Raw genomic sequence first — 13,015 nt, 5'->3', positions numbered from 1 at the left:
TCACTTTTTTACATTATTTTTGCCGAAACAAACAATACCTCACTAATGAATTCAAAAATAATAGCACCTTCTATGCTTGCTGCAGATTTTGGCAATCTACAACGTGATACCGAGATGGTTAATAATAGTGATGCCGATTGGTTTCATATTGATGTCATGGATGGTCATTTTGTACCAAACATATCCTATGGTATGCCAGTTATTCAAGCCATAAAAAAACATGCCACTAAACCATTGGATGTACATTTAATGATTGAAAAGCCAGAGCGCTACATCGAAGAATTCGCAAAAGTAGGTGCTGACATTATTACCGTACATTATGAATCGACTGTGCATTTGCATAGAACGTTAACACAAATTGAAGACGTAGGTTGCAAAGCAGGTGTCGTTTTAAATTTAACAACTCCCATTAATGTACTAGAAGATATTCTACCAAAATGCTATATGGTTTTACTAATGTCAATTAATCCTGGTTTTGGCGGTCAGAAATTTGAAGATATCACGTATAATCGTATTAAGAAATTACGTAAAATGGCGAATAATCAAGGTCTAGACACACGTATTGAAGTTGATGGTGGTGTAACAGACAAAAATATAAAAGCACTAGTAGAAGCAGGTGCTGATGCCTTTGTTGCAGGTAGTCATGTGTTTAAAAGTGACAATCCAACTGAAACTATTAAACGATTGAAAGAACTTGCAAACTCATAAAAAAAAGCTCCAATAAAGGAGCTTTTTTTACTTTAAGTGTTAGTTAAAATTGGTCAATTAAGTAGTTAATTAAATCCGTTGTTGTTACAATACCAACAAGTTTATCACTATCTACTACTGGCAAAGCATGAAATTCACGTTTGGAAAGTATTTCAGCAACTTCCTTAATGGTCGTACTAGATGACACGCTTATAAGGTTTTTTGCCATTACCTGTTCAATTGTAAACATATTGTAAACTACGGTATCTACAGTGTCTTCATCTTCATCTACTGCATCTGCAAAACTGATACGCAATAAATCCGTATAACTCAACATACCAATTATGCTATCGCCACTTACTACTGGAATATGTCTTATTTTTTTTGTTTTAAACAAACGTTCTGCTGTCTCTAAATCATCATTATGATTTAATGTAATGACATTACTAGTCATTATCTCTGAAATTGGTGTTCTTTTTTTCATCTTTCTCGTATTAAAATTCTACTTTAAATTTAAGAATCTTAAAAACCAAAAAGCATGATAAAAATCATGTAAATTTTTTAATAGCCTGCAAAACCAAAATTTAACATCTGTTTTGTTTTATTATAAACCTGAGGGAATTGAGAACGAAATTCATGAGGTGTTTCAATAAATGTTTCAATTATTACTGCTATAAATTCATATTGATTTGTATAGGCATACTCTCTAAAATATTGCGACTCTATTAAACGCTCACGCAATGACTTTTCATTAGAAAGTAATTCTGTAAGTTCTCGAAACGAATCTGAAAAAATGGTTGAGCTCACATCTCGCTCTTTTAAACTGTTTAAATGAATAGCATGTGCAAACTCATGAATACCTAAATTTAAATTATCATTTTCAATATCGTAACCTTCCAAGAAATGTTTCCATGAAATAACCAATGCTCCAAGTTTAGGGTTTAGTTCTCCTTTGTGATATTCACCATTAGCATTAGAAAAAAATTGATCGGGATAGATAAATATTTTACCAACCAACCCAATATAAAAATCTCTAAATCCAAACGTCAACATGACTGCTGTTGCCGAAATCAACACACGCATTTTATCTGTAACATTCAAACCGTCTCTTCCTATAAATGTTTTATCTTTTATAAACGATGCAACGCGATGCTCAAAATATCGCTGTTCCTTTTCTTTTAGCTTTCTAAAAAAAGAAAACTCTTGATGAAGTAGTTTTTTTTGAGTATCAGGCAACTTACGTAACCAACCAATTCCATGCCTATACAAAGGTTTTTTGTTCTTCATAACATATGTCATCTCATACATCTTAAATGCATAGTGGAGCATCATGTAAAAAAGAATGGCAAATAAAAATCCGAGTATTAATTTACTTGCCATGGCATCATCTTGAATTAGTATTAAATAATTCATAAATAAACAACGGTAATTAGACTTTAAAATTATTGAGGGAAATGATAAAAGAGGGAATTAAATATACAAATTATATTGATTTAACATTAGTTTCCTTTTAAGAAAAAGACACAAAGCATCTTTTTTTGAGGAGAAATAATAACTAGGTTGTTATATTATAAACGATCTAATTTTTTATTAATTTTAAATCCTTATTCATATTATGGACAGAAGAAACTTCATAAAAAAATCTGGAAAAACAATTTTAGCAATTTCAGCTATTTCAATTACAGCATCATTGATAACATCATGCAGTAATGATGATGACAATTTCAATGGAGGCTATTATGGTGATGGATACTACGATGATGGTTATTATGATGATGGTTATTAGAAGTAACGAAATTTATTTTCAGAAGATGCTGTTTTAAGTTATGGCATTAAAAATCAATTGAATTGAAGAACATTTTATTTTTACATGACACTGCTTTATCAACTCCCAGAGGTGCAGAGCTTACTATAAATCAATTAATAGAATTAGGTATAAAGCGACGACACAATGTCAAATTAGACAGCTTAAGAAACTTTGAAAAGACCAAAAAACTTATATCTGAAACAGATATTATTATTTATTGTAGCACTTCCCGTTGTCGCTTTGAAATTGATTTAATTAAGCAAATTTTAAAAATAAATAAACCCTATATAAAAATTGAATTTGACTACAATTTTTGCGTAAGGCGTAATATTTTATGTACGGTTGATAAGAAAATCACCAATTGTTGCAATTCAGAAAAATTTCATCTCTACAGAAAACTATTTGCCAAAGCCAATCTAAACATCTTTCAATCTCCAAAACATTATCAAGCGCATTATGAATTCTATGGTGAAGCATTATCAAACTACTTCATTATGCCACCTACCGTTTTCGTTGATGACTTAAAACCATCAAATGAAAAAATTAATGACACTATTCCTTTTTTTGGTGATTTAAATTATTTAAAAGGTGGTAAAGCATATGCTGCTTACGCTGAAAACCATCCAGAAGTTAAATTTCCTGTTTACGGGCGAAATCAATTAAAGCAAGTCTTACCTGATAACATCACATTCCATGAGCCTATAAGTAACGATAAAGTTCTGCAAATACTAGGAAAAATAGAGACCTTCATTTGTCAACCTGTTTGGCCTGAACCTTCAGGAAGACTAGCTGCTGAAGCATTTCTTTCTGGCTGTAATATCATAGGAAATGACAGGATTGGTACATTTTCATTTGACTTTTATCCCAATGACAAAGTGAGAGCCATTCAGGAGATGAAAGATGCCCTAAATTTTTTTTGGATTGAAACGGAAACCATTCTAAAAAAGGAAGCACAAAAATCTTCAGAAAATCTAGGTCAAGTATTAGTCTATAAAAGCTATGGTGGATTAGGTGATATTTTTTTTGCCATACCTGCTATTAATAAACTGGCAAAAGTTTCGAAATGTGTTCATTTTGCTGTTGCGCCAAGGTTGGTTGACTTTTTTAAAACCCATTTAACACAAGTCATTGTTATTAATGAAGAAGTCGCCAGAAAAGAAGAACATTTATATGATAATATTTATGAGTTAGGCAACTACCCTGCATTTAGAGGTTACGATTTACCGCACGCATTGAAGTTTCCAACACATAAAAAGGTAAAACAACACGCCATTAGTCATTATATAGATACCGTTTCAAAACTGCATATATCAATTGATAATAAACATGAAAAATACCCATATTTTAAAAGGCAAAAAAAGCAACAAGATTATTTTGTAGTTCATCATGGTGCTGGGTTTTTAATGAAAATTTGGCCAACAGAAAAGTATGCCGAGCTTATAGAAAAGTTAAGAGATATTTACCCACATTTAAAATGTAAAATTATTCAAGGTCCTAATGATCCAAATATAGACACCTGTTTCTCCAAACCAATGCCGCATGTGACATATGTTAAAGGTGGTATGGAAGATGTTGGAAGAGCTATGTCTGGTGCATTGTTTCACATTGGCAACGATGCAGGAATCACCCATGTAGCGGGTGCCTTTAATGTACCTACAGTAGGTATTTATGGTCCTACAGGCCCTGGAAGTTGGGGGAGTTTTTCAGAAAACAATGAAATCATTTGGGGTAAACAGGGTGTGTGTAATATTCGTTGTAATTATGACGTAATTTTAAATTGTGAGCATAAAATATGTTTACATTCTATTACTGTTAATAGAGTACTTGGTTCAATTTTTAAACTTCTTCAAAAAGCGTATCCAAAAAATGAGTCTATTCTTAAGGTGAACCCTTCCATTGAAATTGAATATACTGAGAATGATTGTTTAATTTTATTAAATGGTGATGATCTTTTCTTAGAATACCATAATCGCAATATGAAAGAACAGGTTGAGGCTTTGCTGAAAAATGAAACCATACTAGACAAAGAGGATGATACTTTAAAAATGGTTGTTGATGTATTAAAACAACAAAATGTTATTTTTGAAGTACCAGATTTTTTATAATAAATTAAATTTCCTAATCATCATAAAAACTGATTAAACAAAAAAACGCTCAAACAAGTTTGGCGCTTTTCATTATTAAACTATTTATTCGTGACCGCGGAGGGATTCGAACCCCCAACCCTCAGAGCCGAAATCTGATATTCTATCCAGTTGAACTACGCAGCCATATTGTTATTAAGAAAGTTTAGCTTTAACAATATTAGAAATGGTCTTACCATCAGCCTGACCAGCTAATTCTTTACTAACTATACCCATAACCTTACCCATATCTTTCATTCCTTCTGCTCCAATACTCTCAATTGTTGCAACAACAACACCTTCAATTTCTTCTTCAGACAAAGCCTCTGGCAAAAACTGACTAATAACTTCAGCTTCAGCCAATTCTGGAGCGGCTAAATCTTCACGACCTTGACTCATAAAAATTGCCGCGCTATCCTTACGTTGCTTAACTTGTTTCTGTAATATTTTAAGTTCTTCTTCTTCAGTTAAATCAGATTTTACACCACTCTCTGTTTGTGCCAATAAAATAGCTGACTTAATGGCTCTTAACGCTGTTAAAGCTGTTTGGTCTTTCGCTTTCATGGCCTCTTTTAAGGCAGTCATGACATTATTCTGTAAACTCATATTGCTTTTTAATTTGCTGCGAAGATAAAAAGAAAACCCGAATTAACTTAAGAAGTTCTTCGGGCTTTCCATGAAGTCTAAACACTAAACTTAATTTGCTATTAATCGACGTTGTCGTGTAAAAACGAATTATTATTACGCAATTGGATATCATCGTTATCATCAATACTCAAACTAGTACTTGATCTGTTAGATTCTGATGAATGTTGAGTTTCATCCAAATTAACGCCTTGTCTTTTATAGGCAGGAACTTTCTCAATATCATCAATCTTGGCATTATTGAACTTATAATTAAAATCTTTCATTTTGCGTCTGCGCTCTTCAGCACGTTCCTTTAAAAGATCTGATATTGGACTGTTCATAGGATCTAATTCCTCTGAAACAGGTTCTTCACTAACTTCAGTTTGAACAACTTTCTTTTCAAAAACCACCTCTGAATCCTCAACTTCTATCTTCTCCTTAATTTGAGGTTCCGCTTGCGTCTGATTCATATTAGATTCAACTTCTATATAATCATCTAGAGCATAACGAACTTCCCCTTCTTCATTTGACTCAGTTACCGGAATAAGCTCAACATAATCCTTAACAGGAAGTTTTTTGATGTTTTCCTCTAGCTCATGAACAACCATGTCATCGCCTTTATTTTCAATAGAACTTTCACTTATAGGCAAATCAAATGTTAATGTGATTTGCTGCTCATCGTCTGCATCTTCAACATTCTCAACTTCAACTTTAGTCTCTGCTTGAGTGATTATAAATTCATCTTCAGGTACATCCAACAATACCTCATCATAAACAACATTTAGGTTTTTAATTTGTTCGGTAGTCGGAATTAAATCATTCCCTTCATCAACTGTAGCAGTATTTTTAGGCTCTAAATCTTCTAATTCATCTAAATCCAAAGTATGCTTTACTACCGGATTTTCTTGTTTTTCTTCTAGCTCAATATTTGGTGTAATAATAGCAGGTTCTCTCATTTTTCTTGACAAATCTTGCTCCATAGATTGATCGTCTTCTAAAGCATGAATGACTTTTTTTGTTTCAGTATTTGAAATTTCATCTTGTTGTTCAATATCAAAACCTGTTGCAATGATTGTTACGGCTATTGAATCTTCTAAGGCTTCGTCTTCTCCAACACCCATTATAATATTGGCACCATGTCCAGCCTCATCCTGAATATGATCGTTTATTTCACCAATTTCATCAATAGTAATTTCTTGAGCTCCAGACACTATAAGCAGCAATACGTTTTTAGCACCTGTTATCTTATTATCATTTAATAAAGGAGAGTCTAAAGCTTTTCTGATAGCCTCTTTAGCTCGATCCTGACCTGAAGCGGTTGATGAACCCATTATAGCTGTGCCGCTATTACTCAATACAGTTTTGGCATCACGTAAGTCAATGTTTTGTGTATAGTGATGCGTAATGACTTCTGCTATTCCACGTGCAGCAGTGGATAACACCTCGTCAGCTTTTGAAAAACCTGCTTTAAAACCTAAATTACCATATACTTCACGAAGCTTATTATTGTTTATTACTACCAAAGAATCTACAACATCGCGCAATTTTTCAATACCTATTTGAGCTTGTTGATTTCTCATTTTTCCTTCAAATTGGAAAGGCATTGTTACAATACCTACTGTCAAGATATCCAAATCCTTTGCCATTTTTGCAATAATAGGCGCAGCTCCAGTACCTGTACCACCACCCATTCCGGCAGTAATAAAAATCATTTTGGTATTAGTATCTAGCATGGTTTGAATTTCTTCAACACTCTCTACTGCAGATTTTTCTCCTATATCAGGATTAGCTCCAGCTCCTAGACCTTCTGTTAGGTTAACACCCAACTGAATTTTATTAGGCACACCACTGTTTTGAAGTGCTTGCGCATCTGTATTACAAATCACAAAATCAACTCCTTTAATACCTTGTTGAAACATGTGATTGATGGCATTACTGCCACCTCCACCAACTCCTATCACTTTAATAACATTTGATTGATTCTTTGGTAAATCAAATGAAATACTTGGTTCGAATTCTTTGTTGCTGCTCATGAATTACGTTTATTTATTCTTTATTTTTTATTTATCGTTTTTTAAGATTTACTCGGCGTTGTCCAAAAAATCTTTTACTCTATCAGTTAATTTATCTAAAAATGATCGTCTCACTGGCTTTGGAGGCTCAATAATTTCTTCATTGTCATCGTCATTGGTTTCTTGTTCTTTTACAGCTTCAACGTAAGCTGCCTCCACTTTTTTGCGCTCCTGTCTCTTTAGTCCATCCATTACCAATCCAACAGCTGTAGCATAAAGCGGACTTGTTACTTCATCATCACTATCACCTGCTAGATGTTCGTTTGGATAACCAATTCGAGTATCCATCCCTGTTATATATTCTACTAACTGCTTTAAATGTTTTAATTGGCTTCCTCCTCCTGTTAAAACAATCCCAGCTATCAATTTTTTCTTTTGTTCTTCGTGCCCATAATTTTTTATCTCTACATAAACTTGCTCAATGATTTCCACTACACGAGCATGAATAATCTTGGATAGATTTTTTAATGTAATTTCCTTGGGCTCTCTTCCCCTTAATCCTGGAATTGAAACAATTTCATTTTCTTTATTCTCTCCTGGCCAAGCCGATCCAAACTTAATTTTTAATAATTCAGCCTGTTTTTCTATAATGGAACAGCCTTCTTTTATGTCTTCAGTTATAACATTACCTCCAAAAGGGATAACTGCGGTATGACGAATAATACCATCTCTGAATATGGCTAAATCTGTAGTACCACCTCCAATGTCAATTAATGCGACACCTGCTTCTTTTTCTTCTTGACTCAAGACTGCGTTTGAAGATGCCAAAGGCTCAAGTGTGATTCCTTCCAAATTCAAGCCAGCACTTTTTACACATCGACCAATATTTCTAATGGATGAGACCTGACCAACTACCACGTGAAAATTAGCTTCCAACCTACCGCCATACATGCCTATAGGTTCTTTTATTTCAGCTTGACCGTCAACTTTATACTCTTGAGGCAATACATGAATAATCTCCTCACCTGGTAACATTACCAACTTATGAACCTGATTAATAAGCCTATCAATATCATCTTCATCTATAACCAATTCCGAATTTGGTCGCGTAATATAATCACTGTGCTGTAAGCTTCGTATGTGTTGACCTGCGATACCTACGGTAACATCTTCAATTTTAAATTCAGATGCCATTTCAGCCTCTTGAATAGCCAATTGAATCGATTGAATGGTTTGTGTTATGTTATTCACAACTCCACGATGAACACCTAAACTCTTGGATTTTCCTATTCCTAAAATATCAACCTTGCCGTACTCATTTTTACGACCAATCATAGCCACAATTTTTGTGGTTCCAATATCCAATCCTACTGCTATATTCCCTTCCATAGTTTAAGATTTAGTGCATATCACTTGGCTATCAAATTGCAGATTAACCTTACTATACTTATTCATTAATTTTTCTTTTGTTGCTTTTTTATAAAACACCTTTAGGTTGTTAATTTTTTTATCAAGTTTTTTCAAGCTTCCTAAATACACATTAAAGTTACATTGTCTTAATCTCAAAGAAATACCTCCTTGTTGATCTTGATGAATTTGCGTTACATGCTTCTTTAAAAAGTTATCACTTTCTATTTTTTTTGACATTTTATATACATTAACCAGATTATTTTTATCAACCACACCTGTTACAATAGGTACTCTAGCAGTGTAATTTGTTGACAAAGGCATGAATCCTCCTTGATCGTCTATATAAAATGAACTCGAGTTAAACACTCGTGCTATAGGTTTTTTTTGTTGTACTTCAGCAGTGAGTTTTCCATTAACATCAACAAAAACCTGTGCTGAACGAATCATTGGATTTTTATTTAGGGCGGTTTCCAATTGATTCAAATCTAAAGTTTCTTTGGGCACATTCTTAACTCCTGCTTGATTTTGTATTAACAATTTACTAACAGTTTCATGGGTTATAAAAAGATTGTTTTCTCCTTCAAAAACTATTTCTGGCTCTGATACTTTTCGAGCATTATTTTTGGTGTTCGAAAAAGCATACAACATCACTACCAAAAGCAGCAATCCAATCATTTTTATGTAATTCCAATTAACTCGCACGCAACAAAGCCTTTTTAATATGTTTTACTTCTTCCCCAATATCTCCGGCACCGATTGTAAGCACAATTTTTGCTTGACTCTCTTTTATTTTTGAAATTAAATCTGATTTTTCAACCAATTGTTTATCATTATTTTCAATTTTATCCAATAACAACTGTGAGGTAACTCCAGGAATAGGCAATTCTCTTGCTGGATAAATATCCAATAAGATTACTTCATCAAAACTTGAAAGACTCTTTGCAAACTCATCAATAAAATCTCGAGTTCTACTGAACAAGTGCGGCTGAAAAACTGCCAAAACCCTACTTTCTGGATACATTTCTCTCACTGCTTGATGAACAGCTTTTATTTCCTCCGGATGATGCGCATAATCATCAATATAAACCACATCATCTGTTTTTATATGATATGAAAATCTACGTTTAACCCCTTTATAAGATGCTAAAGCTTTGGCGAGCTGCTGGTGAGGGCAACCAAACTCTACAGCCATCGCCAAGGCTATTAATGCATTCGACAGATTATGTCTACCAGGTAGGTTAAATTTGAAATTTTCAATGGTTGTTTCTGGTGTTCTTACATCAAAAACATATGTTCCATTTTTTATTTTTATATTTTTTACTGTGTAATCTGAATCATCTTCAATGCCATAAGTAATACCTTTAATAGGCAGACCATTTCTGACAAATAATTTTCCGTTTTTCTTGATTTTATTGGCAAAATCTATAAATGACTTTTCTAGTTCAGAGGCATCACCATAAATATCTAGATGATCCGCATCCATTGAAGTGATACAAGCAATGTTAGGTGATAATGTTAAAAACGAACGATCAAATTCATCAGCCTCAACCACTGTAACATCCGTTCCATTTATAATTAAGTTGGATTGATAATTTTCACTGATACCGCCAAGAAATGCCGTTACTGGAACATTACAGACATTCAACAAATGACCCAAAATACTTGTTGTCGTAGTTTTTCCATGAGTTCCTGCTACTGCCAAGCAATTAGTGTTTTCCGTTATTAGCCCCAAAACAGCCGCACGTTTCATAACTGTGTAATGATTGTTATTAAAATAAGCCAATTCCATATGATCTTTTGGCACTGCTGGCGTGTAAATAACAAGTGTATTATTAGTATTCAATAATCGGGAATCAATATTGGCGATAGAATCATCAAAATGTACAGGAACACCCAATTCTATGAGCCCATCAGTAATTTCAGATTTAGTTTTATCATATCCAGATACAAACTTATTGTTAGCATGGAAATATCTTGCTAGTGCGCTCATTCCTATACCGCCAATTCCAATAAAATAAACATTATTGATAGTATCTAGATTCATTTAATGCTTTGCTTTAATAGTTTATCTACTTCATCAGCAATCTCGCTAGTAGCATTTACTAACGCCAATTTCTTTATATTTTCTCCTAGTTGTTTTTGCCTTTCTGGCGAAACCATTAATTGGGTAAACTTATTTTGAAAATCCACTTCCAAATCGGCTTCTCTAATTAATATAGCAGCATCTTCATCAACAATTGCTTGGGCATTTTTTGCCTGATGATCTTCGGCAACATTTGGTGATGGAATAAAAATCACTGGCTTTCCAACAATACATAATTCAGAAACTGAACTTGCTCCTGCTCGAGAAATAATAATATCTGCCGATGCATAGGCACATGCCATATCATTTATAAATGCATGTACCTGAATATTCTTGGTGTGACTGTAAATTTTATACTGATCATAATAAAGTTTTCCACACTGCCAAACTACCTGTATATTATGTGTCAGTAAATAATCTAATTCTTTTTCAATTAACTCATTTATACGTCTTGAACCCAAACTACCTCCTAGGACCAAAAGCGTTTTTTTCTCTTTTTCTAGACCAAATAAGCTTAGCGCCTCTTGTCTCTTATCATCAATGTTCAATAAATCCTGACGTACAGGATTTCCTGTCTTTATAATTTTATCAGAAGGAAAAAACCGCTCCAAACCATCATAAGCCACACATATTTTATTAGCTTTTTTGGAAAGTAGTTTATTGGTTATTCCAGGATATGAATTCTGTTCCTGGATTAATGAGGGAATTCCTCTTGAAGTGGCCACTTGCAACAATGGTCCACTTGCAAAACCTCCTGTTCCTATTACAACATCAGGTTTGAAATTTTTAACTATTTTTCTAGCCTTTAATAAACTACTCAAAAGCTTAAATGGAAAAGTTAAATTTTTAATTGTTAGCTTACGCTGAATACCAGATATCCATAAACCAATTATATCGTATCCAGCTTGTGGCACTTTGTCCATTTCCATGCGATCTTTAGCTCCAACAAAAAGAAATTCAGCATCTTTATGACGAGATTTCAATTCATTGGCTATAGCAATAGCAGGATAAATATGACCTCCTGTTCCTCCTCCAGATAATATAATTTTATAATGACTCATTAAATAGTTTCTGATAAAATTTCCAACGGATTTTCACTTTCAATTTCTTGCTCCTTTAACTCCTCTCGCTTGGCACTTACACTTAAAATAATCCCAATTGCTAAACAGGTCATCCAAATAGATGTACCACCACTACTTATTAGTGGTAATGTCTGCCCAGTTACAGGGAACAGTTCTACCGCAACGGCCATGTTAATAAGTGCTTGAAATACAATTGGAAGACCCACACCAAGCACCAAAAGTTTCCCAAATATGGTGTCAGACTTTTGAGACGCTATTACTATCCTGAACAATAACCATAAGTAAAAAACCATCAATGTAAAGCCTCCTAATAAGCCATACTCTTCAACAATAATGGCAAAAATAAAATCAGATGATGATTGCGGTAAAAAGTTTTTTTGTTTACTTTTTCCAGGCCCAACGCCTTTAATCCCTCCTGACGCAATGGCTATTTTTGCTTTTTCTATTTGATAATCAGCTTCAGTTACTTCATCATTGGAAAAACTTTCAATACGACTCATCCAAGTATCAATTCTATTAGGCATAGCCTCCGGAAATGCTTTTGCTATCAAAACAAAAAAAGCCAGACATAATATTCCAGTTCCAATAATTATAGCTAAATACTTTACTGGATAACCTCCTAAAAACACAAGCACCAAAGTCATTAAAAACATAATGGCAGCGGTTGAAAAGTTAGCAGGAAGAATCAATACTAACACCAAAAAAACCGGAATCCATAGTGGTAGAATAGATTCCTTAAATGATATTGTTTTATCCTTGATTTTGGACATATATCTCGCCACATAAACCATCAAAACAACAAATGCAAAGGTTGATGTTTGAAAAGACATATTTACTATGGGTATTTGAATCCATCTACTAGCATTGGCTCCTTCAATAGTTGTTCCTTGGAGCATTGTCAAAACAAGCAAAACAACAACCACCGGCAACATGATAATAGACAAACCCTTAAAATATCTATAAGGTATTTTATGAACCCCATACATAATTGCAAAACCCAAAAACAAGTGCATAAAATGTTTTACAAAATAGGTGAATGTATTACCATTGCCTCCAACATAAGCAAGATTACTAGCCGCACTATAAACTGGTAGAAAAGAAAAAATAGCCAATAGCGCAGCTATTGCCCAAATTAACCTATCTCCTTTTATGTTTTTAAATACAGCCTGCATTTATATAGTTTT

Annotated in this window: 12 protein-coding genes and 1 tRNA gene; 3 read left to right on the top strand and 10 right to left on the bottom strand. The window is 33.6% G+C overall.

Annotated elements, in window-relative coordinates:
- The first annotated feature begins 45 nt into the window (after window positions 1-45).
- Complete coding sequence (rpe, locus tag C1S72_RS10555; protein WP_104735556.1) at window positions 46-708, top strand: ribulose-phosphate 3-epimerase; 663 nt, start codon at window positions 46-48, stop codon at window positions 706-708.
- A gap of 43 nt (window positions 709-751) precedes the next feature.
- Here rpe and C1S72_RS10550 read toward each other — a convergent pair whose 3' ends face one another.
- Together C1S72_RS10550 and C1S72_RS10545 are read right to left on the bottom strand one after the other, a co-directional pair.
- Window positions 752-1,171: a CBS domain-containing protein gene (locus C1S72_RS10550; RefSeq protein ID WP_104735555.1), complete on the bottom strand. Its 420-nt coding sequence runs from the start codon at window positions 1,169-1,171 to the stop codon at window positions 752-754.
- Between the two features lie 77 nt (window positions 1,172-1,248).
- Window positions 1,249-2,100 carry a zinc-dependent peptidase gene (locus C1S72_RS10545; protein WP_230401616.1) on the bottom strand — a complete coding sequence of 284 codons (852 nt, stop codon included), beginning with the start codon at window positions 2,098-2,100 and terminating at the stop codon, window positions 1,249-1,251.
- Window positions 2,101-2,302: 202 nt separating this feature from the next.
- Between C1S72_RS10545 and C1S72_RS14455 the strand changes: the two genes are divergently transcribed.
- A complete protein-coding gene (locus C1S72_RS14455; protein WP_162919961.1) occupies window positions 2,303-2,473 on the top strand; it encodes a hypothetical protein in 171 nt (56 codons plus the stop codon).
- Window positions 2,474-2,535: 62 nt separating this feature from the next.
- Window positions 2,536-4,599 carry a glycosyltransferase family 9 protein gene (locus tag C1S72_RS10540; RefSeq protein WP_104735554.1) on the top strand — a complete coding sequence of 688 codons (2,064 nt, stop codon included), beginning with the start codon at window positions 2,536-2,538 and terminating at the stop codon, window positions 4,597-4,599.
- 91 nt (window positions 4,600-4,690) lie between these two features.
- Here C1S72_RS10540 and C1S72_RS10535 read toward each other — a convergent pair.
- The 8 genes from C1S72_RS10535 to C1S72_RS10500 all read right to left on the bottom strand — a co-directional run bounded on the left by C1S72_RS10535 (window position 4,691) and on the right by C1S72_RS10500 (window position 13,003).
- A tRNA-Arg gene (locus tag C1S72_RS10535) sits at window positions 4,691-4,764 on the bottom strand.
- A 9-nt stretch (window positions 4,765-4,773) separates the two neighbouring features.
- Window positions 4,774-5,223, bottom strand: coding sequence for a GatB/YqeY domain-containing protein (locus C1S72_RS10530; protein ID WP_104735553.1), 450 nt, complete (start codon window positions 5,221-5,223; stop codon window positions 4,774-4,776).
- Between the two features lie 101 nt (window positions 5,224-5,324).
- Window positions 5,325-7,277 (bottom strand): cell division protein FtsZ, encoded by a 1,953-nt coding sequence (gene ftsZ / locus C1S72_RS10525; protein ID WP_104735552.1) that lies wholly within the window; start codon window positions 7,275-7,277, stop codon window positions 5,325-5,327.
- Between the two features lie 48 nt (window positions 7,278-7,325).
- Window positions 7,326-8,645: a cell division protein FtsA gene (ftsA, locus tag C1S72_RS10520; protein WP_104735551.1), complete on the bottom strand. Its 1,320-nt coding sequence runs from the start codon at window positions 8,643-8,645 to the stop codon at window positions 7,326-7,328.
- Window positions 8,646-8,648: 3 nt separating this feature from the next.
- Window positions 8,649-9,341, bottom strand: coding sequence for a cell division protein FtsQ/DivIB (locus C1S72_RS10515; RefSeq protein WP_230401615.1), 693 nt, complete (start codon window positions 9,339-9,341; stop codon window positions 8,649-8,651).
- A 16-nt stretch (window positions 9,342-9,357) separates the two neighbouring features.
- Window positions 9,358-10,710 (bottom strand): UDP-N-acetylmuramate--L-alanine ligase, encoded by a 1,353-nt coding sequence (murC, locus tag C1S72_RS10510; RefSeq protein ID WP_104735549.1) that lies wholly within the window; start codon window positions 10,708-10,710, stop codon window positions 9,358-9,360.
- The gene (gene murG / locus C1S72_RS10505) at window positions 10,707-11,810 is read right to left on the bottom strand and encodes an undecaprenyldiphospho-muramoylpentapeptide beta-N-acetylglucosaminyltransferase (protein ID WP_104735548.1); all 1,104 of its coding nucleotides are present in this window, start codon (window positions 11,808-11,810) and stop codon (window positions 10,707-10,709) included. The genes murC and murG overlap by 4 nt, the downstream gene beginning before the upstream one ends.
- Window positions 11,810-13,003, bottom strand: coding sequence for an FtsW/RodA/SpoVE family cell cycle protein (locus tag C1S72_RS10500; RefSeq protein ID WP_104735547.1), 1,194 nt, complete (start codon window positions 13,001-13,003; stop codon window positions 11,810-11,812). Before C1S72_RS10500 ends, murG begins: the two co-directional genes overlap by 1 nt.
- Window positions 13,004-13,015 lie beyond the last annotated feature (12 nt).

The sequence above is a fragment of the Hanstruepera ponticola genome (assembly GCF_002940745.1).
GTDB lineage: Bacteria > Bacteroidota > Bacteroidia > Flavobacteriales > Flavobacteriaceae > Hanstruepera > Hanstruepera ponticola.
Note: the sequence above shows the minus strand (reverse complement) of the source record. Positions and strands in the feature narration are given on the sequence as shown.